Annotated in this window: 24 protein-coding genes, 1 tRNA gene and 1 riboswitch; of the genes, 10 read left to right on the top strand and 15 right to left on the bottom strand. The window is 72.0% G+C overall.

Annotated elements, in window-relative coordinates:
* Positions 1–36 precede the first annotated feature (36 nt).
* The 5 genes from rph to WBK31_RS28155 all read left to right on the top strand — a co-directional run bounded on the left by rph (position 37) and on the right by WBK31_RS28155 (position 4,417).
* Complete coding sequence (rph, locus tag WBK31_RS28175; protein ID WP_364061158.1) at positions 37–756, top strand: ribonuclease PH; 720 nt, start codon at positions 37–39, stop codon at positions 754–756.
* Positions 753–1,343 (top strand): RdgB/HAM1 family non-canonical purine NTP pyrophosphatase, encoded by a 591-nt coding sequence (gene rdgB / locus WBK31_RS28170; protein ID WP_364061161.1) that lies wholly within the window; start codon positions 753–755, stop codon positions 1,341–1,343. The genes rph and rdgB overlap by 4 nt, the downstream gene beginning before the upstream one ends.
* A 242-nt stretch (positions 1,344–1,585) precedes the next feature.
* On the top strand, positions 1,586–3,226 hold the full coding sequence (locus WBK31_RS28165) for a molybdopterin-dependent oxidoreductase (protein WP_364061164.1): 1,641 nt from the start codon (positions 1,586–1,588) through the stop codon (positions 3,224–3,226).
* Between the two features lie 118 nt (positions 3,227–3,344).
* Positions 3,345–4,151 carry a toxin glutamine deamidase domain-containing protein gene (locus WBK31_RS28160; RefSeq protein WP_364061167.1) on the top strand — a complete coding sequence of 269 codons (807 nt, stop codon included), beginning with the start codon at positions 3,345–3,347 and terminating at the stop codon, positions 4,149–4,151.
* A complete protein-coding gene (locus tag WBK31_RS28155; RefSeq protein ID WP_364061170.1) occupies positions 4,148–4,417 on the top strand; it encodes a hypothetical protein in 270 nt (89 codons plus the stop codon). The genes WBK31_RS28160 and WBK31_RS28155 overlap by 4 nt, the downstream gene beginning before the upstream one ends.
* Before the next feature lie 101 nt (positions 4,418–4,518).
* Here WBK31_RS28155 and WBK31_RS28150 read toward each other — a convergent pair whose 3' ends face one another.
* The 5 genes from WBK31_RS28150 to WBK31_RS28130 form a co-directional block, all read right to left on the bottom strand.
* Positions 4,519–5,754 (bottom strand): FtsX-like permease family protein, encoded by a 1,236-nt coding sequence (locus WBK31_RS28150; RefSeq protein WP_378786817.1) that lies wholly within the window; start codon positions 5,752–5,754, stop codon positions 4,519–4,521.
* Positions 5,703–7,004 carry an FtsX-like permease family protein gene (locus WBK31_RS28145; RefSeq protein WP_406673434.1) on the bottom strand — a complete coding sequence of 434 codons (1,302 nt, stop codon included), beginning with the start codon at positions 7,002–7,004 and terminating at the stop codon, positions 5,703–5,705. Before WBK31_RS28145 ends, WBK31_RS28150 begins: the two co-directional genes overlap by 52 nt.
* 1 nt (position 7,005) lies before the next feature.
* Complete coding sequence (locus tag WBK31_RS28140; RefSeq protein WP_364061176.1) at positions 7,006–7,758, bottom strand: ABC transporter ATP-binding protein; 753 nt, start codon at positions 7,756–7,758, stop codon at positions 7,006–7,008.
* A 121-nt stretch (positions 7,759–7,879) separates the two neighbouring features.
* A complete protein-coding gene (locus WBK31_RS28135) occupies positions 7,880–8,563 on the bottom strand; it encodes a response regulator transcription factor (protein WP_364061179.1) in 684 nt (227 codons plus the stop codon).
* Positions 8,560–9,777, bottom strand: a complete 1,218-nt coding sequence (locus WBK31_RS28130) for a histidine kinase (protein ID WP_364061182.1) — start codon at positions 9,775–9,777, stop codon at positions 8,560–8,562. Before WBK31_RS28130 ends, WBK31_RS28135 begins: the two co-directional genes overlap by 4 nt.
* A gap of 164 nt (positions 9,778–9,941) precedes the next feature.
* Between WBK31_RS28130 and WBK31_RS28125 the strand changes: the two genes are divergently transcribed.
* A complete protein-coding gene (locus WBK31_RS28125) occupies positions 9,942–10,412 on the top strand; it encodes a hypothetical protein (RefSeq protein ID WP_364061185.1) in 471 nt (156 codons plus the stop codon).
* 55 nt (positions 10,413–10,467) lie between these two features.
* Here the strand turns inward: WBK31_RS28125 and WBK31_RS28120 are convergent.
* Both WBK31_RS28120 and bcp read right to left on the bottom strand, forming a co-directional pair.
* Positions 10,468–10,540 (bottom strand) — tRNA-Leu (locus tag WBK31_RS28120).
* A 209-nt stretch (positions 10,541–10,749) separates the two neighbouring features.
* On the bottom strand, positions 10,750–11,223 hold the full coding sequence (bcp, locus tag WBK31_RS28115; protein ID WP_364061188.1) for a thioredoxin-dependent thiol peroxidase: 474 nt from the start codon (positions 11,221–11,223) through the stop codon (positions 10,750–10,752).
* 178 nt (positions 11,224–11,401) lie between these two features.
* Between bcp and WBK31_RS28110 the strand changes: the two genes are divergently transcribed.
* Positions 11,402–11,731 carry a DUF3618 domain-containing protein gene (locus WBK31_RS28110; RefSeq protein WP_364061191.1) on the top strand — a complete coding sequence of 110 codons (330 nt, stop codon included), beginning with the start codon at positions 11,402–11,404 and terminating at the stop codon, positions 11,729–11,731.
* Positions 11,732–11,780: 49 nt separating this feature from the next.
* On the opposite strand, the gene WBK31_RS28105 is transcribed toward WBK31_RS28110, so the two are convergent.
* A complete protein-coding gene (locus WBK31_RS28105) occupies positions 11,781–12,974 on the bottom strand; it encodes an amino acid deaminase/aldolase (RefSeq protein ID WP_364061194.1) in 1,194 nt (397 codons plus the stop codon).
* A 137-nt stretch (positions 12,975–13,111) separates the two neighbouring features.
* On the opposite strand from WBK31_RS28105, the gene WBK31_RS28100 reads away from it, so the two are divergent.
* Both WBK31_RS28100 and WBK31_RS28095 read left to right on the top strand, forming a co-directional pair.
* Positions 13,112–13,711: a DUF6286 domain-containing protein gene (locus tag WBK31_RS28100; RefSeq protein WP_364061394.1), complete on the top strand. Its 600-nt coding sequence runs from the start codon at positions 13,112–13,114 to the stop codon at positions 13,709–13,711.
* Between the two features lie 88 nt (positions 13,712–13,799).
* Positions 13,800–14,315 (top strand): hypothetical protein, encoded by a 516-nt coding sequence (locus WBK31_RS28095; protein ID WP_364061197.1) that lies wholly within the window; start codon positions 13,800–13,802, stop codon positions 14,313–14,315.
* Here the strand turns inward: WBK31_RS28095 and WBK31_RS28090 are convergent.
* The 7 genes from WBK31_RS28090 to WBK31_RS28060 all read right to left on the bottom strand — a co-directional run bounded on the left by WBK31_RS28090 (position 14,296) and on the right by WBK31_RS28060 (position 21,710).
* Positions 14,296–15,672 (bottom strand): L-serine ammonia-lyase, encoded by a 1,377-nt coding sequence (locus WBK31_RS28090; protein ID WP_378786822.1) that lies wholly within the window; start codon positions 15,670–15,672, stop codon positions 14,296–14,298. The two genes, WBK31_RS28095 and WBK31_RS28090, sit on opposite strands and share 20 nt — an antisense overlap.
* A gap of 57 nt (positions 15,673–15,729) precedes the next feature.
* Positions 15,730–16,119 carry a glycine cleavage system protein GcvH gene (gcvH, locus tag WBK31_RS28085; protein WP_364061203.1) on the bottom strand — a complete coding sequence of 130 codons (390 nt, stop codon included), beginning with the start codon at positions 16,117–16,119 and terminating at the stop codon, positions 15,730–15,732.
* Positions 16,116–17,201 (bottom strand): glycine cleavage system aminomethyltransferase GcvT, encoded by a 1,086-nt coding sequence (gcvT, locus tag WBK31_RS28080; RefSeq protein WP_364061206.1) that lies wholly within the window; start codon positions 17,199–17,201, stop codon positions 16,116–16,118. Before gcvT ends, gcvH begins: the two co-directional genes overlap by 4 nt.
* 130 nt (positions 17,202–17,331) lie before the next feature.
* Positions 17,332–17,429, bottom strand: a riboswitch (glycine riboswitch).
* A gap of 65 nt (positions 17,430–17,494) precedes the next feature.
* Complete coding sequence (locus WBK31_RS28075; RefSeq protein WP_364061209.1) at positions 17,495–18,187, bottom strand: gamma-glutamyl-gamma-aminobutyrate hydrolase family protein; 693 nt, start codon at positions 18,185–18,187, stop codon at positions 17,495–17,497.
* Between the two features lie 29 nt (positions 18,188–18,216).
* Positions 18,217–18,981, bottom strand: coding sequence for a 3-oxoacyl-ACP reductase (locus WBK31_RS28070; protein WP_364061212.1), 765 nt, complete (start codon positions 18,979–18,981; stop codon positions 18,217–18,219).
* Between the two features lie 5 nt (positions 18,982–18,986).
* Positions 18,987–20,330 (bottom strand): aldehyde dehydrogenase family protein, encoded by a 1,344-nt coding sequence (locus tag WBK31_RS28065; RefSeq protein ID WP_378786824.1) that lies wholly within the window; start codon positions 20,328–20,330, stop codon positions 18,987–18,989.
* A gap of 9 nt (positions 20,331–20,339) precedes the next feature.
* Positions 20,340–21,710 (bottom strand): glutamine synthetase family protein, encoded by a 1,371-nt coding sequence (locus WBK31_RS28060; protein ID WP_364061218.1) that lies wholly within the window; start codon positions 21,708–21,710, stop codon positions 20,340–20,342.
* A 136-nt stretch (positions 21,711–21,846) separates the two neighbouring features.
* On the opposite strand from WBK31_RS28060, the gene WBK31_RS28055 reads away from it, so the two are divergent.
* On the top strand, positions 21,847–22,551 hold the full coding sequence (locus WBK31_RS28055; RefSeq protein ID WP_364061221.1) for an FCD domain-containing protein: 705 nt from the start codon (positions 21,847–21,849) through the stop codon (positions 22,549–22,551).
* Positions 22,552–22,565 lie beyond the last annotated feature (14 nt).

The raw sequence follows: 22,565 nt of genomic DNA, 5'->3' as shown, positions 1-22,565 counted from the left end.
TCAAGCGTGTGGTGGCACGGAGATAGGGTGATCTGTATGTCCCGACAGGATGGCCGCAACCCTGACCAGCTCCGTCCCATTACCATCACCAGGCAATGGCTCGCCCATGCCGAAGGATCAGTGCTGGTCGAATTCGGCGGCACCAGGGTGTTGTGCGCGGCGTCCGTGCAGGACAGCGTGCCTCGCTGGCGCCGGGGGAGCGGCCAGGGCTGGGTTACGGCCGAATACGCGATGCTGCCCAGAGCGACCAATACACGTAACGATCGTGAATCGGTTCGGGGAAAAATCGGTGGACGTACTCACGAGATTTCCCGGCTGATCGGCCGATCGCTGCGTGCCTGCGTCGATTACAAAGCGTTGGGGGAGAACTCCGTACTGCTCGACTGCGACGTGCTCCAGGCCGACGGCGGCACGCGAACGGCCGCCATCACCGGTGCCTACGTCGCGCTCGCCGACGCGGTCGAGTGGATGCGCCAGCGCGGCATGTGCCCCGGCGAGCCGCTCATCAACTCCGTCTCGGCCGTCTCCGTCGGCGTGGTCGGCACCGTCCCCATGCTCGACCTCTGCTACACCGAGGACGTCGCCGCCGAGACCGACATGAACGTCGTGATGACCGGCGACGGCCGCTTCGTCGAGGTGCAGGGCACCGCCGAGGGCACGCCGTTCGACCGCGACGTGCTCAACAAGCTTCTCGACCTCGCCGTGACCGGCTGCGCGGAGCTGACGCGGCTGCAGCAGGAGGCACTCGCTTCATGAAGATCGTGCTGGCGACCCGCAACAAGGGCAAGATCGCGGAGCTCCGGCGCATCCTCGACGGATTCGACATCGTCGGGCTCGAAGAGTTCCCCTCGATCGGCGAGGTCGCCGAGACCGGGGTCACGTTCGAGGAGAACGCCCTCATCAAGGCGCACGCCGTGGCCAAGGCGTCCGGGCTGCCCGCCGTCGCCGACGACTCGGGGCTCTGCGTCGACGTGCTCAACGGCATGCCCGGCGTCTTCTCCGCCCGCTGGGCCGGCCGCCACGGCGACGACCGCGCCAACCTGGAGCTGCTGCTCGCCCAGGTCGCCGACGTGCCCGCCGACAAGCTGACCGCCCACTTCGCCTGCGCCGCCGCGCTGGCCCTCCCGTCCGGCGAGGAACGCGTCGCCACCGGCACGCTGCCCGGGCGGCTGGTCAAGACGCCGAGGGGGACCAACGGGTTCGGCTACGACCCGATCCTCGTGCCCGACGGCGAAGAGCGCACCACCGCCGAGATGGCGCCCGAGGAGAAGGACGCGATCAGCCACCGCGGGCGCGCCTTCCGCGCCCTCGCCCCGATCGTCCGCGACTTGCTCACCCCCTGACCGTCTGAGGGCTTCACGCCTCCCCGGGCCGCGGCGTCAGTGGCCGGCATCCGCTCAGTGCGCATGTGAGGGCGTTCACGGCCCGGCCGGGGTCCCGGTGTACGCGCCTGGTGCGCAATGGCTTCAGCGGGGCGTGTGGTGCCTCCTGGGCGGTCTCCAGGGCGGCTCCGGCGGCAGAGATGCGGGGCATACGTAACCATCGCGTAAGAAACCTGCGGGGTCGGCGGGCGTAGCGTCGGAGCGTGAGCAAATCGAGCGTTCCCGCCTGGGCGGGCGGGCTTGCGGGGCTGGTGTCAGGAGGCGTGGCCCTCGGGGTCGCGCGGCTCGTGGCCGGGGTCGTCGGGCCTTCGTCGTTCCCCGTGGTGGCGGTGGGGGACACCGCCATCGACGCCGCGCCGGCGCCGCTGAAGGACTTCGCCATCCGGACCTTCGGTGAGAACGACAAGGCCGTGCTGGTCGGTGGCGTGCTGGTGGTGCTGGCCGTGGTCGCGGCGGTCATCGGGGTGTCGGCCAGACGCAGGCCGAGCCTGGGGATCGCGGGGTTCGCGGTGTTCGGGGTGCTCGGGGCGCTGGCCGTGCTCACCCGGCCCGGCACCGGGGCCGTGGATCTGCTGCCCACCGTCCTCGGCACGCTGGCCGGTGCGTGGACCCTGCGGTGGTTGCTGGGCCGTGCCACCACCCTCGTCCCTGCGTGGGCTCCCGAGCGTGCGCCCCAGCCCGCTGCGGTGCACGGCGGAGCCGCGGACGACCGGCACGAAGTGCCCGCTGACGAGCCTGAGCGGCCGGCGGTGATGCGGCCGGGCGGGGCGGTGGCCGAGTTCGATCGGCGGCGGCTGCTGACCGGCGTCGCCGGGGGCGTGGTCGTGGCGGGCGCCGCGACGGTCCTGGGTCAGCAGCTCGGCGGGCGGCAGGCGGTGGACGCCGCCAGGGCCGACGTGGCGCTGCCCAGGCCCACGACCCCGGCCAGGCCGCTTCCCGCGGGCGTGGACTTCAAGATCCCGGGCCTGTCGCCGTTCGTCACGCCCAACAGGGACTTCTACCGCGTGGACACCGCCATCGTCGTCCCCCAGGTGAACCCGAACGAGTGGACGCTGCGCATCCACGGCCTGGTGGACCGCCCGATCGAGCTGACCTACGCCGACCTGCTGGGGCGCCCGCTCACCGAGGCGGACGTCACCCTGACCTGCGTCTCCAACGAGGTGGGCGGCCCGTACGTCGGCAACGCCCGCTGGCTCGGCGTGCGCATGGCCGACGTGCTGCGCGAGGCGGGCCTGCGTTCGGACGCCGACATGCTGCTGTCCACCTCCGCCGACGGCTTCACCTGCGGCACCCCGGTGGACGTCGTCATGGACGGCCGCGACGCGCTGTTCGCGATCGCGATGAACGGCGAGCCGCTCCCGGTCGATCACGGTTTCCCGGTACGGCAGGTGGTACCCGGCCTGTACGGCTACGTCTCGGCGACCAAGTGGGTCGTGGACATCAAGGTGACGAGGTTCGACGCCGACGTGGCGTACTGGACGCCGCGCGGCTGGGCGGAGAAGGGCCCGATCAAGACCCAGTCGCGCATCGACGTGCCCGGCTCAGGCGACAAGGTGAAGGCGGGCCGCACCACGATCGCCGGGGTGGCCTGGGCGCAGCACACCGGCATCGACGCGGTCGAGGTGCGGGTGGACGGCGGCCAGTGGCGGGTGGCGAAGCTCGCCGAGGTGCCGGGACCGGACACCTGGCGGCAGTGGTCGATCGACTGGGACGCGACTCCGGGCGAGCACACCATCCAGGTACGCGCGACCGACGCGGCCGGGCGTACGCAGACCGAGCAGCCCGCCCCTCCGGCCCCCGACGGCGCCACCGGCTATCACACGATCACCGTGCGCGTGAGCTGACGTATGCGGCGTTTGCCCAGATAGATGCCCTGGCTCTTGCGGGGAATCTCGCCGACTTCGCCCCCTTGTCACCGCGCCGCCTCTACGATCGTCGTCGAAGCATGACAGGAGGCAGGCCGTGTTCCGCGAGCACAAGCCGAGTGTCCGGTGGGTCCTTCCAGATGGCCGATACAACCCCGTCGTCGCCGACGGGATGCGGTGGCTCGACTACGAGCACGCCGCCGAGACCGATGCCGACTCCGCATCCGCCGCCGCGCCATCGGACGAGCTTCTGCCCGCGACGGCCGCGCAGCCCTCTGGCGGCGGCGACTGGTTCGACGGCCCGCACCGGCCGCCCAGGCTGGCCGACAGCCGCCCCTACGGCGTGCCCGGCGGGCTCGCGCACCCCGACCCGCAGGTGGAGCGGGACCTCGCGGAGGCGGTGCGCGGCTGCGTACGCTTCCCCGACCCGCGCGGCACGTGGGTGCGCCTGGTCAACGGCGGCGGCCCGGCCGACGACCCCTTCAGGGCGTCCAACGCCGCCGACTGCGCGCTGGCGGTGCTGTCCACCTGGCACGGCGAGCCCGCGGCGGCCGCGCCCCGGCTGCCCGAGTACGACCGGATAGGCCGCCCGGTGCTGACCGGCGAGCAGGGCAGCGTGGCGCGGATCGAGCGCTGGGTCGGCCACCGCCTGCAGTACGCCGGGCAGGGCAGGCACGCCTACCCGATGATCGCCCACCGGCTCGCCGAGGCCGGTCACGGGGCGAGCGCCGTGATCGTGGTGCGCTGGCCGGGCGGCGGCAGCCACGCGTGGAACGCGGTCAACTTCGAGGGTGAGGTGATTTGGATCGACGCGCAGCGGGGCCACATGTCGGTCGAGCCGCCGTACCGGACGGTGACCGGGGTGTTCTGCGTGATCCTCGACAGGCAGGGACGGCCGCGATGAACCTGGAGCAGGCCAGAGCGCTGGCGGAGGAGTACTTCAACGGGGTCCGCCCGCCGGAGGAGGCGGTGCCCGTGGGCGTCTACGGCTTCGAGGGCGGTTACGTCGGGTGGGTGCGCGACCTGGAGCCCGACGACCCGGTCTGTCTGCCGGATACGGCCGGTGCGGGGTGCATCGTGATCGATCGGGCGACGGGCGAGGTGGTGGTGCGGCCGCTGCTCGACGTGGAGACGGTGGCCGAGCTCTGGCCCGGCCCGACCCCGCGCTGAACGCTCCCGTACGCGCGAAGCCGGGCGCCGCCCCCATGAGGCGCCCGACCTGCGCGTTCCCTCCTATCCGCTTTTTCTGGATTTATTCACAGATGTCGGATTCAGTCGGCCGCCAGCGATCCCACGATGGACGCCCGGGCCGCCCGCCGCGCCGGAAGGACGGCCGCCAGCACCCCCGCCACCCCGGACAGCGCCACGAACACCACGACCTGCGCGACGGGCACCACATAGCGCGAGTCCGGCAGCAGCGCCCGCATCGCCACCCACCCGTAGACGAGCCCGAGCGCGACGCCCACCAGCGCCCCGATCAGCCCGAGCAGCAGCGCCTCCACCGACAGCATCCGGCGTAGTTGCGCCCGGGTCAGGCCGAGGGCACGCAGCAGGGCGGACTCACGGGTACGTTCGTGCACCGACAGCGACAGGGTGTTCGCGATGCCGAGCAGCGAGATGAGGATGGCCAGCCCGAGCAGCCCCATCATGATCATCACGAGCATGTCGAGCGTCTCGTCGAACTGCCCGCGCACCTCCGTCGCGCTGTTGACGTGCACGTTCGGGTAGGGCGCGGCGGCGGCGTCCACTACCGCGCGGGCCCGCTCCGCGGGCACGCCGTCCTTGATCGAGACCAGCACCTGCGCATCGGGCACCGCGCCGAAGTAGGCGTCGAACGCCCGCTCGGGCACCGTGACCGCGGGCAGCACGGTCTGGTCGCCGTCGACCAGCGCGACCACCGTCAAAGAGACCGTGCCCGCCCGCTCGGTCGCCAGCTCAGCGGTGCCGCCGAGCCGCAGCCCGAGCCGGGCCGCCGTGCGCTCGTCCACGGCCACCTGACCGGCCGCGAACCCGTCCAGCGACCCGGCCGTCACATACGGCTCCACGCGCCCGCTGAAGGTCCCCACCTGCTGCGTCCTGCCGCCGAAGACGGCCGTGACCCGGCGGACCTGCGCCACCGAGTCAAGCTCGGGCCGCCCGCGCAGCTCCTCGCCGACCGAGCGCGGGATGACCGACTCGTGCTCCTGGTCGACCAGCACGTAGTCGATGGGGAACTGCTCGTCCAGCTTGGCCGTCATGGTCAGCCGGGTCGAGGCGCTGACCACGGAGATGAGCGTCATCAGCGTCACCCCGATCGTCAGCGCGACTGTGGTGGTGGCCGCCCGCCTGGGGTTGCGGGCCGCGTTGTCCACCGCGAGCCGCCCCGGCACCCCGAACAGCCGGCGCGGCAGCAGGCCCACGACCGCGCTCAGCGGCCCGACCAGCACGGGCCCGAGTATCAGCACCGCGAGGAACGTCAGCGCGCCCCCTGCCATGACGACGACCAGCGCGGCGTCTCCTGGTGGCATCCGGAACGCGCCCACGCCGCTCGTGCCGGCCCCGCCAGCAGGAAGAGCGCCGCGAACAGGACGCGCACCTTTCCGGTGCGGAACGCCTGCTCCTCGGGCTCGCTGCGCAGCGCGGCGATCGGCGCCACGCGGGTCGCCGCCCTGGCGGGCAGCACGGCCGCGCACACCGTGACCGTCACGCCCACGCCGAGCGCGACGCCGACGGTGACAGGGGAGAGCGAGACGGCCGCGTCGGTGGGCAGCGGGACGTCGAACGCGCCGAGCACGGTCAGCGTGAGCGTGGCCAGGCCGTACCCGGCGGCGAGGCCGGCGAGCGAGGCGAGCAGGCCCACGACGGCCGACTCCAGCAGCACCTGGCCGAACACCTGCCGGCGCGTCGCCCCGATGCAGCGCAGCAGCGCCATCTCGCGGGTGCGCTGGGCGACGAGGATGGTGAAGGTGTTGTAGATGACGAGCGCGGCCACCAGCATCGCGACGACGCCGAACAGCAGCAGGCCCACCGTGACCACCCGCCGCTCCACGCCCGCCTGCTCAGCGAGCCGGTCGGCCAGCTCCGCGCCGGTCATGACCTGGTAGGAGCCCCCGGCCGCCGCCGCGACGGCCTGCTCGAGCCCGGGGCCCGAGCCCTTGACGTCGATCTCGGCGTACCCCTTGGCGCCGGTCATGCGCCGCGCCATCTCCGGGGTGAAGCCGACCGCGCCGGTGAAGGCGAGCTGCTGGTCGAGTCCCACGTCGATGAGGCCGACGAGGCGGAAGTCGTGCCGCCGCTTGCGGGAGTCGAGCACAGTGATCGTGTCGCCGAGCCGCAGGCCCTGGGCCTTGGCGGTGTTCTCGTCCAGCACGGCCGCGCTGTCATCGGTGCCGGGGCCGGTGCCCGCGACCACGTCGGTGCGATCGAGCGGGCCGGTGACGACCGAGACGGCGGTGGTGGGCGCGTTGCCGGCGGTCTTGCCGTTCTTGCCGAGCACGGGCGCGCTGCCGCGGATGAGCCCCTGTGCCTCGGTGACGCCGGGCAGCCTCCTGATCCGGTCGAGGAGGTCGGCGGGCAGCGGCTCGTCCTGGCTCTTGGCGAGCACGGCGACGTCCACCTTGCCGGCGTTGGCGGTCACCCGCTGGGCGAAGCCCGCCTCGATGGTGTCGTTCAGCACGAACGTGCCCGCGATGAAGCCCACTCCCAGCAGGATCGCGAGCGACGTGAGCATGAGTCTCAGCCGGTGCGCGCGCAGCCCGGCCAGCGTGGTCTTCAGCACCTCACGCCTCCAGCCGGACGAGCGTGTCCAGCACGGACTGCGGCGTCGGGGCGGTGACCTCGGTCACCAGCTCGCCGTCGCGCAGGAACACCACGCGGTCGGCGTACGAGGCCGCCACGGGGTCGTGGGTGACCATGACGATCGTCTGGCCCAGCTCGCGTACGGACGAGCGCAGGAACGCCAGCACCTCCGCGCCGCTGCGCGAGTCCAGGTTCCCGGTCGGCTCGTCCGCGAAGATCACCTGGGGCTTGCTCATCAACGCCCTGGCCACCGCCACCCGCTGCTGCTGCCCGCCGGACAGTTGCGCGGGCCGGTGCGAGAGCCGCTCGCGCAGCCCGACGGTGTCGATGACCCGCTCGAACAGCGCCTCGTCGGCCTGGCGGCTCGCGATGTCCAGCGGCAGCCGGATGTTCTGCTCGGCGGTCAGCGTGGGCAGCAGGTTGAACGCCTGGAAGATGAAGCCGATCCGCTCGCGGCGCAGCAGCGTGAGCTGCCGGTCGCTCAGCCCCGTCAGCTCGACGTCGCCGATGTGCACGGTGCCGGACGTGGCCGCGTCGAGCCCGGCCAGGCAGTGCATCAGCGTCGACTTGCCGGACCCCGACGGGCCCATGATCGCGGTGAACGCCCCCGTTTCGAAGGACACGGTGACCCCGCGCAGGGCGTGGACCCGGGCGTCGCCCTCGCCGTACACCTTGGTCAGTTCGGTTGCCACCACGGCGGCGGGCGCGCGCCGCCGGGTCTCGGTGAGCGTCACGTTCACTCCTCGATCGCAGGTCACGGATGCCGAACGCGACCAACGCTAGGAGCGGAAAAGTCCCGTCTCGTGGGCCTTGAGGAGGGATTTCACCTGCGCCGCCAGATGACCCCGGTCAGACTTATGGCCGATGTGACGGCGGCTGCGGGGCGTTCTGACCGGACCCGTGGGCGGGCACGACCAGGCCGGCCTCGTACGCGTACACGACGGCCTGCGCCCGGTCCCGCAGCCCCAGCTTGGCCAGCACCCGGCCCAGATGCGTCTTGACCGTCGCCTCGGCCACCTCCAGGCGGGCCGCGATCTCCGCGTTGGACAGGCCGCGCGCCACCATGAGCAGCACCTCGCGCTCGCGCGGCGTCAGGGAGGCGGCCTCCGGCGGCGCCTGACCGTCGGGCAGGTGCTCGGCGAAGCGGTCCAGCATGCGGCGCAGCGTGCTCGGCGACATCACGGACTCGCCCGCGTGCACCACCCGGATCGCGCTGACCAGGTCGGCAGGGGGCACGTCCTTGAGCAGGAACCCGGCCGCGCCCGCCTTGACCGCCGCGAAGGCGTACTCGTCGAGGTCGAACGTGGTGAGGATGAGCACCTTCGGCCCCCTGATCAGCCGGGTGGCCTCGACGCCGTCCATGCCCGGCATGCGGACGTCCATGAGCACCACGTCCACCTCGACCCGCTGGAGCAGCTCCAGGGCCGCCGCGCCGTCTCCGGCCTCCGCCACCACCTCGATGTCCGGCTGCGCCCCGAGCACCATCTTGAAGCCCGCGCGCAGCAGCTCCTGGTCGTCGACCAGCATCACCCTGATCACGCCGCCTCCCTCGCCAGCGGCAGCCTGGCCACCACCTCGAAGCCGCCGCCCCGCCGCGGGCCCGCCGAGACCGCGCCGCCGTACATGCCGGCCCGCTCGCGCATGCCGATCAGCCCGTGGCCGCCGCCGGCGTGCGACGCGGCGGCGCCCCTGCCGTCGTCGGTCACCCGGACCTGCACGTCGCCGCCGCTCACGTCGATCTCGACGGTGGCGCTCGCACCCGGCCCGCCGTGCTTGAGCACGTTCGTCAGGGCCTCCTGGACGATGCGGTAGACGGCGAGCTGCTGCCCCTCGGGCAGCCGCGCGGGATCACCGGAGACCCGCAGCGTGGCAGGCACCGCGAACGTCGCCACCAGCTCGTCGAGCTGGGCCAGGCCGGGTTGCGGGTAGTAGTCGGCGGCCCCTGCTCTTTCCGACGCTGCCTTTCCCGGCTCTGCCTCCTGCGAGTCGTCCTCGGTCTTGCGCAGCACGCCGAGCAGCCTGCGCATCTCGGCCAGCGCGGCCCTGCCGGTGGCGGAGATGGCCTTGACGGCCGTACGGGCCTGCTCGACGTCGGTGTCGAGGGCGTAGCCCGCGCCGTCGGCCTGCACCACCATCACGCTGACGTTGTGGGCCACGACGTCGTGCAGCTCCCTGGCGATCCTGGCCCGCTCGGCCGCCGCGGCCATCCGCGCCTGCTGGTCACGCTCGCGCTCGGCGCGTTCCGCGCGCTCCTCCAGGCTCTCCAGGTAGCGGCGGCGGGTGCTCGCGTACAGGCCGCTCAGCCAGATCGTCACCACGAAGATCGAGCTGCTGAAGAACAGGCCGAGACCCGGATCGTCCCAGTTGATCATGACCATCGCGACGCCCAGCTCGGCCACCAGGCAGGCCGCCATCGCCCAGCGGAAGCGGCACCGGTAGGCCACCGCGTAAAGCGCGACGAGCACGGCCAGATTGGCGGGCATCGGGGCCAGGCCGGCCAGCCACTGACCGAAGCTGACCAGCGCGATCGCCGCGAACGACAGCACCGGCCGGTGCCGCCACAGCAGCGGCAGCAGCAGGAGCGCCGTCAGGCCCAGGTAACCGCCCAGGCCGGGCACCGCGCCGCCGTCCGAGGTGCCCGCACCGCGGCTGGCGAACGCGCTCAGAACGCAGAACAGCGCCAGAGGGCTCGCCCAGAGGGCGTTGGCCAGCTTCTCGTGGTGTCGCGACCACTCCCGCACCCTGCCGAACACAACATCACGATATGCAGGCGTTTTCTGGCTTCTGTCCGCCTCAAGGGTGAAGTGCGGGTACGACCCAGGTCTGACATGATCGGGCGGCTTACGGGCGGCTTACGGGGGCTTTGGCATCCTCCCTATCGGGAGCGCCCCTGCGGGGCGAGTAAAGGGAGATCGTGATGGCGGATCATGATCGCTACGCCGGGCCGCGCGGTGATGAGGAAGCGCCGCGCGGCCCGAACCCTGAGTGGCAGGACTGGCAGCTGAAATACGGCGAACGTGCGGATCAGCCGTACGCCGACATCCCGCCCACGCAGCCGATGGCGGCCTGGGAGACGCCTGACGAGAGCGGCCGTGCCAGGCGCCGGCGGATCGTCGGCGTCGGCCTCGCCGGCCTGCTCGCGGGGGTCCTGATCGGCGGCTTCACCGTCGCCGCGGTCACTGACGCGATGCCTCCCGGCAGGTTCGGCGTCTGGTACGGCACGCCGCACTGGCTCGGGAACGGGAGCCTGGTGATCCCCAAGCCGCCGAAGCCGACCTGCTGGGAGAGCGGCGAAGAGGTGCGCTGCACCGTGCCGCAGCCGCCGCGCCTGCCGCGGCTGCCGTCGGCCCCTGACGCGGATGAGCCCCGGCAGACCTTCACCGGTTGACCGGCGATGTGACGGGGGCCGCGGCCGGTCGGGGCGTGGAAAACCCAATCGTTTGTAGGGCCGGTGGGATTCGAACCCACACTAACAGCCACCTAAAGACTGCGCCTCTGCCATTGGGCTACGACCCCTTTGCCATTGCCATGCCCCGCGAGTTTCGGTCGGGAAATGACAATTCGGGCACGGGAAGTGCCGCGTGCCGCCAATCTTACCGCCTGCGCCCGTGTCCGGCGCCCTGCTCGTGCCCGGCTTTATAGCGCGAATTACGTCGCTCCAAGCCTCGCCTCCGCGCGCCTGAGAGCGCGCGGGACCGTTCCGGGGCCGCCGCGGGGGCGGGGTGTCAGGCCAGGCCGAGCTTCTTCTTGAGCGAGGCCACGTGGCCCGTGGCCTTCACGTTGTAGAGCGCCTGCTCGATCTTCCCGTCGCCGTCGATGACGAACGTCGAGCGGATCACGCCCACGACCTCCTTGCCGTACAGCTTCTTCGTGCCGTAGGCGCCGTAGGCCTTATGGACGGCCAGCTCGGGGTCGGACAGCAGGGGGAAGGTCAGCGCGTCGCGCTCGGCGAATTTGGCCAGCTTCTCCGGCTTGTCCTTCGACACGCCGAGAACGACGAAACCCTCGGCGGTGAGCTGGTCGAGGTTGTCGCGGAAATCGCACGCCTGCTTGGTGCAGCCGGGGGTCATCGCGGCGGGGTAGAAATAGAGGATCACGCGCTTGCCGCGGTAGTCGCCGAGCGAGACGGTGGCGCCGTCGGCGGTGGGGAGCGTGAACTCGGGTGCGGCGTCGCCGGGCGCGAGCTTGGTTTCGGTCACTTGGCCCTCCTGAATTCCTGCCGCCAACTTACCGGCTCAACCTACCGGCCCCGCCGCGTCGCCCGGCTCACCGTACGCTACGGTCGCCGTGCCGTCCGGTGCGCCGACCTGACAGACTGATCACGACCAGAACGGACGGGCCCGCCGCGAGGGCACGCGTACGGTCGAAAGGAGAGCCATGGCCGACACCGATCCCGACGAGCTGGAGCGGCAGATCGCGCGGACGCGCGCGGAGTTGGCGCGGACGGTCGACGCCATCGCCGACCGGGTGAGCCCCAAGAGGGTCGCCGAGCGCACGGTCGCCGACGTCAAGAGCAGGGCAGGTCACTTCGTCGCCGCGGTCGGCGACGCGCTGGGGGTGACGGCACGGCCGGCGCAGCCCGGCGACGACGCCGGCCAGATGTGGGAGGACGAGCAGCCCGACCTGGGACCGGTGCTGATCGGGATCGGCGCGGTGCTGGTCGTCGGGGCCGCCATCGTCCTCATGCGCCGCCGCAAGCGCCGCTGACCCGGCACGCGGGCGGTCAGAGGGTGGTCAGAGGGTGCTCTGGGGACGGTCAGAGGAAGGTGCGGCCCTCGCCCCGGTACGTCGGCACCGACTCCACCAGCGTGTCACCCTCGACCAGGTGCAGCGCGTCGAACCGTTCGCACAGCTCGCCCGCCTTGGCGTGCCTGAAGTACACCCGGTCGCCGATCCGCAGCTCCTCGGCCGCCTGGCCGAGCAGCGGGGTCTGCACCTCGCCCGCGCCCTCGTCGGGCGCGTAGCGCAGCCCGGCGGGCAGATACGGCTGCGGCGCCCGGCTGGGCCCGGTGGGGCCTGAGGCGATGTAACCGCCGCCGAGCACGGTGACGACGTCCCTGGCGGGGCGGCGGACCACGGGGAGCGCGAAGAGCGCGGCGGGCCGCCCGGTGAAGCCCCGGTAGAAGTCGAACAGCCGGGGATGGAAGAGCCCGGAGCCCGCGGCCACCTCGGTGACCGCCTTCTCGCGTACGGTCCGCTCGACGGAGCCGGTGCCGCCGCCGTTGACGAATTCGAGGTCGGCGACCTGGCGTACGGCGTTGACGATCCTGCCCCTGCGCAGCACCAGCTCCCTGGCGGACAGCGCCTGCATGAGCCTGATGAGCCGGGCGTAGACGGCGCTGCCCGGCGGGTCGTCGCCGACCCCGGCGATCTGCGCCTCGTACGCCAGCAACCCGGCCAGCCGGAAGCCAGGACGCTTGGCGATGCGCGCGGCGAGCTCGGCGGCCTGCTCGGCCTCGCGGATGGGGGAGCGCAGCGCGCCGGCCCTGAACCTGCCGCCGAGGGCGACGTAGGAGGCGTCGATGTCGAGGCAGAGCTTGATCTCGGCGCGCGGCCGGACACCGGAGACGGCGGCCTCGATGTAGTCGAGGTGGGCGGCCGAGTCGATGGTGACGGCGATGCTCGCGGCGGCCTTGGGATCCGCCGCCAGGGCGGCCAGGGCCTGCCGGTCGGCGGTGGGGTAGGCGAGGAGGATGTCGGTGTGGCCGTGCCCGGCCAGCCAGAGCGCCTCGGGCAGCGTGTAGGCCATCAGCCCTTGGAAGCCGTCCATGGCGAGCACGCGGTCGAGGACCGCCCTGCACCGTACGGACTTGCTGGCCACCCTGACGGGCTTGCCCGCGGCACGGCGTACGAGGTCGGCGGCGTTGGCCCGCAGGGCGTCGAGGTCGAGGAGCGCGAACGGCGGTTCGAGGCCGGCGGTGGCCCGGTCGTAACGCTGCCGGTGATCCATAACGGCAGCGTAACCGCATATCGGGCAAAAGAATATGAGGCTTGTTCGCGTTGATCTTCGTCCCCGTAATGATCGGGCAAACCGGCGGCGAGGGCGCGGTGTGGGCCGGGCGCCCTCCATGTACGTCTGTCGGTGTGATGACCACGCTTCAGCAGCTCCTGCCCGGTACCGTCGTCGCCCCGCGGAACACCGGGCTGCGCAGGGCGACCAGGGCACTGCGGCCGGCGCGTACCGTCCCGGGCGCCCTGGTGGCGCTCGCGCTGGCGACCGGGCTCGGGGCGACCACGGCCGAGGTGGTCGCGGCGCTGCTCGGCGCGCCGCTCGGCTGGGTGCCGGTCAACGAGCTGATCGAGCTGGCCGGCCGGAGCACCTGGCCGGAGCTGGAGACACTCGCGCTGGCCCTGGCGGGGGCGGGCGCGCTCCTGCTGGTGCTCGCGATCGTGCCAGGCCGTCCACGGCTGGTGCCGGTGGAGACGAACGACCCGCTCATCGTCATCGGCATCACCCGCTCGGGGCTGCGCCGCACCCTGCGCGCGGCGGCCCAGCAGGTGAACGGCGTGGAGCGGGCGAGCGTCCGGCTGCGCCGCCGCACGATCGAGGTGACGGTCATGACGAGCGGGGAGAGCTCGGGCCAGATGCTCAGGCAGGTCGGCGCCGTCGTGGGCGACCGCCTGGCCGGCGTCGGCACGCTGACCACCTGCGAGGTCGTGGTCCGCCTGCGCAGGAGGGCCGCGTGATGGGCCGGTTCGCAGGCGGCGGTCGGTTCGCAGGCGGCGGCCGGTACGTAGGCAGCGGTCGGTACGCAGGCAGCGGGAGGGCCGTCTGATGCGCCAATACGCAGGCAACCGTGTGGGACTCGCCGTCGTCGGGGCGATCCTGCTGGCACTCGGCGCGTACGCGTGGCTGCGCGGCCAGGACCGCTTCTTCGACCTGCCGCCGGGCGCGAAGGTGCTGCCCACCGGCGTGCGCAAGTCGCTCGCCGAGAGCCCGTGGCCGCTGTGGTTCGTCGCGTTCGGCCTGCTGCTGCTGACCCTGCTCGCGCTGCGCTGGCTGCTGCTCAGCCTCGGCTGGGGCCGCCGCGGCAGCCACAACGGCACGGGCACCGCGATGCTGTTCGTCGGGCTCAAGGGCGTGGACGGGCTGGGCAGGGCCGGCGTCCGGGTCGCCGCCGACGGCCTGCGCATCGGCCTGACCTGCCCGGCCGCCGCCGACGTCGGCGCGATCGTGAGCAAGCTCGACCAGGACATCGTGGGCCGGATCCGGCGCGAGGTCCGCGACGACGAGTGCCCGGCCGTGGTCCGGCTCCACGTACGGCGTCAGGTCAGCACTCGATCACGTTGACCGCGAGGCCGCCGCGCGAGGTCTCCTTGTACTTGTCGAGCATGTCGCGGCCGGTGTCGCGCATCGTCTTGATCGCCCGGTCGAGCGAGACGAAGTGGCGGCCGTCGCCGCGCAGCGCGATCCGCGCCGCGGTGATGGCCTTGTTGGAGGCCACCGCGTTGCGCTCGATGCACGGGATCTGCACCAGGCCGCCGATCGGGTCGCAGGTCAGCCCCAGGTTGTGCTCGATGCCGATCTCGGCGGCGTTCTCCACCTGCTCGGGCGTGCCGCCCAGGGCCTCGGTGAGCCCGGCGGCGGCCATCGAGCAGGCCGAGCCGACCTCGCCCTGGCAGCCCACCTCGGCGCCGGAGATCGAGGCGTTCTGCTTGAACAGCACCCCGATCGCGCCCGCCGTCAGCAGGAAACGGATGACGCCGTCGTCGTCGGCGTGGGGGACGAAGCGGGTGTAGTAGGTGAGCACGGCCGGGATGATGCCGGCGGCGCCGTTGGTGGGGGCAGTGACGATCCTGCCGCCGGCCGCGTTCTCCTCGTTGACGGCCAGCGCGAACAGCGTCACCCAGTCCATCGCCTGCAACGGGTCCTTCTCCGGCGGCTCTGACTGCAGGCGGCGGTGGAGCTGGTTGGCCCGGCGCTTGACCTTCAGCCCGCCGGGCAGCACGCCCTCCTTGGAGATGCCGCGCGCGACGCACTCCGACATGACCCGCCAGAGGTTCATCAGGCCGCTTCTGATCTCGTCCTCGGTGCGGCCGAACGCCTTCTCGTTCTCCAGCATCAGCGCGGAGATCGACAGGCCGGTGGCCGAGCAGTGCTTGAGCAGCTCCTCGGCGGTGCTGAACGGGTACGGCAGCACGGTGTCGTCCGGCTTGATGCGGTCGGCGCCGGTGGCCTGCTCGTCCACCACGAAGCCGCCGCCGACGGAGAAGTAGACCTTCTCCCGCAGCCGCTCGCCCGACTCCGACCAGGCGGTGAAGCGCATGCCGTTGGGGTGCTCGGGCAGCGTGATCTTGCGTTCGAAGACGAGGTGCTCGCCGACGACGAAGGGGATCTCGCGGACGCCGAAGAGCGTGACGGTGCCCGACTCGCGCATGGCGGCGATGCGGGCGTCCACGGTGTCCACGTCGACCAGCTCGGGCTTGTCGCCCGACAGGCCGAGCAGGACGGCCTTGTCGCTGCCGTGGCCCTTGCCGGTCAGGCCCAGCGAGCCGTACAGGATGACCTCCACGCGGGCCACCTGGTCGAGCAGGCCGTCCTGGTGCAGGCCGCGGGCGAACTTGTGCGCGGCGGCCATCGGGCCGCCGGTGTGCGAGCTCGACGGGCCGATGCCGATCTTGAACAGGTCGAAGACGCTGATCGCCATTGATGTGCGCCTTTCATGAAGGGCCGGGGCCCGGCCGCGCGGGCCCCGGCGGGTGGGTCAGGAGTCGCCCGCGGTGAGCGCGGCGTACTCCTCAGGCGAGAGCAGGTCCTCGGGGTCGCCCTCCACGCGGACCTTGAACATCCAGCCCTCGCCGTACGGGTCGCTGTTGACCAGGCTCGGGTCGTCCACGACCGCCTGGTTCACCTCGACGATCTCGCCGCCGACCGGCGTGTAGACCTCGTTCACGGATTTGGTCGACTCCACCTCGCCGACGGAGTCACCCGGCTCGACGTTGCTGCCGACCTCCGGGAGCTGCACATAGACGACGTCACCAAGGGATTCGGCGGCGAAGTCCGTGATGCCGACGGTCACGGTGACGCTGTCCTCGACGCCGCGCACCCACTCGTGCTCCTTGGTGTAGCTCAGGTCGTCAGGGATGTTGCTCACTTGTTCCTCCTGTAAAAGGGCAGCTCGACCAGGTCCACAGGTTCATGGCTGCCCCGGATGTCCACAGCCAGGCCAGAATCGGCGCCGCTGTCCACGTAGGCCATCGCGATGGGCTTGCCCAGAGTCTGGGAAGGCGCACCGCTGGTGACCTCGCCGACGACCGCGCCGTCTCGGGTCACCGGGTAACCGTGGCGCGGCACCCGGCGGCCCCGCGCGACCAGGCCGACGAGCCTGCGCCTGGGCTGGTCGTCCTTGACCGCCTCCAGCGCGGACCGGCCGACGAAGTCACCGGGCTTGTCGAATTTCACCACCCTGCCGAGCCCCGCGTCGAACGGGGTCAGCTCCGCGGTCAGCTCGTTGCCGTACAGCGGCATGCCGGCCTCCAGGCGGAGAGTGTCACGGGCGGACAGGCCCGCCGGCTTGAGCCCGTGCGGCTCGCCCGCGGCCGTGAGCGCGTGCCAGAGCGGGACGGCGTCCGCGTTGTGGATGAACAGCTCGAAGCCGTCCTCGCCGGTGTAGCCGGTGCGGGCGATGAGGGCCTTGCGGCCGTCCACGGTGCCGGGCAGGCCGGCGTAGTACTTGAGCCCGTCCAGGTCGGCGTCGGTGAGCGTGGCCAGGATCTCCTGCGAGCGCGGGCCCTGGACGGCGATCAGCGCGTACTGGTCGGAGCGGTCCTCGACGACCGCGTCGTACGCCTTGGCGCGCCCGGTCAGCTCGGCGGCGACCTTCTCGTAGTTGGAGGCGTTGGCGACGACCATGAACTCCTCGTCGCCGAGGCGGTAGACGATGAGGTCGTCGAGCACCCCGCCGCGCTCGTTGACGATCATGGTGTAGCGGGCCCGGCCGACGGCCAGCGCCGACAGGTGGCCGACGAGCGCGTAGTCGAGGGCCTCGGCGGCCTGCGGGCCGGTGACGAAGATCTCGCCCATGTGCGACAGGTCGAACAGCCCGGCCGCCTCGCGGACGGCGCGGTGCTCGGCGGACTCGCTGCCGTACCGGAGCGGCATGAGCCAGCCGGCGAAGTCGGTCAGGGTGGCGCCGAGGCTCTCGTGAACGTCTCGGAGCGGTGTCGGTCGGGACATTGGTCGCACCTCAGGACAGGAGTGGATGCCAGCATCCTCCCCCTCTGTCATCGGTGCCTGAGAGCTTCGCCCGACTTTTGCCGGACTTTCACCTTCGGCGAGGCCCCGAGGGCCTGCTTTCCAGAGACACCGTAGCCGTGCGGTCCTTTGCCTTGAGAGGTTCGCGGGGAGGGCTTGCTCCTTCAGGGGCCCTGACCGGCTGTCAGGGCACTCTCCCGCACGGTTTCATCGGTGATGCCCGCCAGCCTAGTGGTGTTATGGGGGTCTTGTCGCGTTCGCCGTCCGGCGAGGGTTCAGCAGGCCGCCACCAGCGCCTCGAAGAGCTTCGGGTCGGCCGCCACCTCCGGGTGCCACTGCACGGCCATCGTGAGGGCGTCCCGGTCCAGCTCCACCGCCTCGATCGTGCCGTCCGCCGCCGTCGCGGTGACCGCCAGGCCGGGCGCGAGACGGTCCACGGCCTGGTGGTGGTAGTGGGGGACCGGCAGCGGCTCCGCACCCAGGGCCTTGGCCAGCCGCGAGCCGGGCACGGGCGTGACCGGCAGGTCGCCGAAACGGCCGGGACCCGGGCAGTGGCCGGTGTGGCCCACGACGTCCGGCAGGTGCTGGTGCAGGCTGCCGCCGAGCAGCACGTTCAGCACCTGGAGACCCCGGCAGATGCCCAGGTAGGGCAGGCCGGCGTCGAGCGCGGCGCGCAGCAGCGCGAACTCGGCCGCGTCGCGGAACTCCCGCACGTAGCCGGTGCGCTCGTGCGGCGTCGCGGCGTACCTGGCCGGGTCGATGTCGCCGCCGCCCGCCAGGATGAGCCCGTCGAGCCGGTCCACGAGCGCGGCGGGCTCACCGGCCGGCGGCAGCACGACCGGCTGCCCGCCCGCCGCCGCCACCTTCTCCACGTACGCATGCGGCAGCAGCGCGGCGGGCGTGTCCCGCCACACCGTGAACGTGGCCTGCTCGACGTAACAGGTGATGCCGATGACCGGACGCCGCATGGCGTGTCCCCTTAGACCCGCGCCCCCTCTTACAGCGGTGTGACGTACGCGCCGGAGATGCCGCCGTCCACCAGGAATTCGCTGGCCGTGATGAACGACGCGTCGTCGCTGGCCAGGAACGCCACCGCCGCCGCGATCTCCGACGCCTCGGCGAAGCGGCCGATCGGCACGTGCACCAGCCGCCGCTGCGCCCGCTCCGGGTCCTTGGCGAACAGCTCCTGCAGCAGCGGCGTGTTCACCGGGCCGGGGCACAGCGCGTTCACCCTGATGCCCTCCCTGGCGAACTGCACGCCCAGCTCCCGCGACAGCGCCAGCACGCCGCCCTTGGAGGCGGTGTAGGAGATCTGCGAGGTCGCCGACCCCATGACCGCGACGAACGAGGCCGTGTTGATGATCGAGCCCTTGCCCTGCCGCCGCATGTACGGGATGACGTGCTTGCAGCACAGGTAGACGCTGGTCAGGTTCACCTCCTGGACCCGCCGCCAGGCCTCCAGGCCGGTCTCCAGGATCGAGTCGTCGTCGGGCGGCGAGATGCCGGCGTTGTTGAAGGCGATGTCCACGCTGCCGTATGTCTCGTGCGCGGTGGCGAACATGCGGATCACGTCGTCCTCGCGGGTCACGTCGGCCCGTACGAACAGGCCGCCGACCTCGCTCGCGGCCTTGGCGCCGGCGTCCTCGTCGATGTCCGCGCAGACCACCCTGGCGCCCTCCTCGGCGAAGCGCCGGGCCGTGGCCAGCCCGATCCCGCTCGCCGCCCCCGTGATGACCGCCACCCGATCCTGCAAGCGCTGCATCCGCGTCACTCCGTTGCGATGAAGACGTTCTTGACCTCGGTGAACGCCGCCAGGGCGTCAGGGCCGAGCTCCCTGCCGAGTCCGGACTGCTTGAAGCCGCCGAACGGGGTCCAGTAGCGGACCGACGAGTGTGAGTTGACCGACAGCGCGCCCGACTCGACCGCCCTGGCCACGCGCAGCGCCCGCCCCACGTCGCGGGTCCAGATGGAGCCGCTCAGCCCGTACGGGGTGTCGTTGGCGATGCGCACGGCGTCGGCCTCGTCGTCGAACCTGGCCACCGACACCACGGGCCCGAAGATCTCCTCGGTGAACGCCCGGTCGGTGACCTCGGGGGTCAGCACGGTGGGCGGGAACCAGAAGCCCTTGCCCTCGGGGCAGGAGCCCTGCAGGTAGGGGGTGCCCTCGACGAAGCCCGCCACGCGGGCCAGGTGCTCGGCGCTGATGAGCGGGCCCATCTCAGTGGCCTCGTCGCGCGGGTCGCCGACCTTGACGCCGAGCACGGCGGGGGCGAGCAGGGCCATGAACTCGTCGTACACGCTCGCCTGGACGAGCAGGCGGGAGCGGGCGCAGCAGTCCTGCCCGGCGTTGTCGAACACCGCGTACGGCGCCGTCGCCGCGGCCTTCTCCAGGTCCGCGTCCGCGAACACGATGTTGGCCGACTTGCCACCCAGCTCCAGCGTGACCCGCTTGACGTGGCGCGCGGCCTTGGCCGCGATCTCCTTGCCCACCTCGGTCGAGCCGGTGAAGACGATCTTGGGTACGCCGGGGTGCTCGACCAGGCGGGCGCCCGCGACCTCCCCTGCCCCGGGCAGCACCTGGAGCACCCCCTCGGGGAGGCCCGCCTCCAGGGCCAGCTCGGCCAGCCTCAGGGCGGTCAGCGGGGTCCACTCGGCCGGCTTGACGATCACCGTGTTGCCCGCCGCCAGCGCGGGCGCCACGCCCCACGACATGATCAGCATCGGGAAGTTCCACGGCACGATCACCCCGACCACGCCCAGCGGCTCGTGGAAGGTGATGTCCACGCCGCCCGGCACCGGGATCTGCTTGCCGTGCAGGCGCTCGGGGGCGGCCGCGTAGAAGTGCAGCACGTCGCGTACCGCGCCCGCCTCCCAGCGGGCGCCGCCGATCGGATGACCGGCGTTGGCCAGCTCCAGCTCGGCCAGCTCCGCGCCGTGCGCGTCCACCACCTCGGCGAACCTGCGCAGCAGCCGCGCCCGGTCGCCCGGCGCCACCGCGCGCCAGCCCGCGTACGCCTTCGTGGCACGCTCCACGGCCCGGTCGACCTCGGCGGCGTCGGCGAGCTCGACGTCGGCCAGGACCTCCTCCGTGGCCGGATTGATGATCTTCATGCGCCCCCGTCACATGCGCTCGAAACCACGGAACATCTCCCAGTCCGTCACCGCCGCGTCGAACGCGGCCAGCTCCACGCGCGCGTTGTTCGCGTAGTGCTCGACCACGTCCTCGCCGAACCAGTCCTTGGCCAGCTTCGACCCCTCGAACGCGGCCAGCGCGTCGCGCAGCGTCAACGGCACGGTCTCCGCGCCCGAGGTGTAGGCGTTGCCCGCGTACGGCTCCTCCAGCGGCAGCTCCTCGTCGATGCCGTGCAGGCCCGCCGCGATCAGCGCCGCCACCGCCAGGTACGGGTTCACATCGCCGCCCGGCACGCGGTTCTCCACCCGCAGCGACAGGCCGTGGCCCACCAGGCGCAGCGAGCAGGTGCGGTTGTCCACGCCCCACTTGAGCGCCGTGGGGGCGAAGCTGCCGGGCACGAAACGCTTGTAGGAGTTGATGTTGGGCGCGTACAGCAGGGTCAGCTCACGCATGCAGGCGAGCTGCCCGGCCACGAAGCGGGCGCCGAGCTGGGAGAGCCCGTGCGGACCTTCGCCCGCCATCACCGGCTCGCCGTCCAGACCGCGCAGCGAGATGTGGATGTGGCAGGAGTTGCCTTCACGCTGGTTCGGCTTGGCCATGAACGTGATCGACCGGCCCTCCTGGGCGGCGATCTCCTTGGCCCCCGTCTTGTAGATGACGTGGTTGTCGCAGGTCGCCAGCGCCTCGGCGTAGCGGAAGGCGATCTCGTGCTGGCCGAGGTTGCACTCGCCCTTGGCGGACTCGACGTACAGGCCCGCGCCCTCCATCTCGCGCCGGATCCTGCGCAGCAGCGGCTCCACGCGGGCGGTGCCGAGCAGCGAGTAGTCGACGTTGTAGAGGTTGGCGGGGGTCAGGTCGCGGTACGCGCGCTTCCAGGCGTCCTCGTAGCTGTTGTCGTAGATCACGAACTCCAGCTCCGTGCCCACGTACGCGGCTAGTCCGCGCTCGGCCAGCCGGGCGAGCTGGCGGCGCAGGATCTGGCGCGGCGAGGCGGTCACCTCCGAGCCGTCCTCCCAGGCCAGGTCGGCCATCAGCAGGGCGGTGCCCTCGTGCCACGGGATGCGGCGCAGAGTGCTCAGGTCGGGCTTCATGACGAAGTCGCCGTAGCCCCTGTCCCAGGACGACATGGCGTAGCCGGGGACGGTGTTCATGTCGACGTCGACGGCCAGCAGGTAGTTGCAGCCCTCGGAACCGTGCTGCAACACCTCGTCGAGGAAGTAGCGCGCCGACAGCCGCTTGCCCTGCAGCCTGCCCTGCATGTCGGCGATCGCGAGGAGCACGGTGTCGATCCGGCCGGCGGCGACCTCGTCGCGCAGCTCGGCCACGGACAGGAACCCGCTGCTCGCTCCATCGCTCACGCTATGCCGCTCCTCACTGGGCTCCGACCTGGCCTGACGCGCTCATTCGCCGATTGGGCTAGTCTCAGACCATTGAGGTGCATCGTGGGATCGCTTGTCAAGGCCTGAGGACACGTTGGACGAGTCGGCGCGTTTGATGACGGTGTTGCGGCCGGTCAGGGCGGGCAACGCCTTCGAGGAGACGGTCGAGCGGCTGCTCCAGGCGATCAAGCTCGGCGTCGTCCCGCCGGGCGGCAAGCTGCCGCCGGAGCGCGAGCTGGCCGTTCGGCTCGGCATCAGCAGGGTGACGCTGCGCGAGGCGATCAGGGCGCTGTCCGACGCCGGCTACCTCGACGTCCGCAGGGGCCGGTACGGCGGGGCGTTCGTCACGTACCGGCCGCCCGAGCCCGACGCCGGCACCGCCCGCCAGGCCGTCAACGCGATGGGGCCCGGCGAGCTGGCCGACGCGCTCACCTTCCGGCTCGCCGTCGAGAGCGGCGCCGCCCAGGTGCTCGCCGCCTCCGAGCTCGACGCCGCCAAGCGCGAGCTGCTGCTGCGCAGGCTCGACGAGCTGAACGCGGCCGGGCTCGACGACTACCGCCGCCTCGACACCGCGTTCCACCTGTCCATCGCCGAGCTGACCGGCTCCGGCCTGCTCGCCGCCGCCTGCGCCGACGCCCGCTCCCGGGTCAGCGACCTGCTCAACGCCATCCCCATGCTCCAGGTCAACCTCGACCACGCCGCCGTCCAGCACCGGGCCATCGTGGACGCCATACTCGCCGGCGACCCGGAAGCCGCCGGACGGGCCGTCGCCGAGCACCTGGAGGGCACGGCCGCGCTGCTGCGCGGTTTCCTGGCGTGAGGTCCTGGCCTGCT

This window comes from Nonomuraea sp. N2-4H, assembly GCF_045291505.1.
Lineage (GTDB): Bacteria > Actinomycetota > Actinomycetes > Streptosporangiales > Streptosporangiaceae > Nonomuraea > Nonomuraea fastidiosa.
This window is presented reverse-complemented; position numbering and strand designations above follow the sequence as displayed.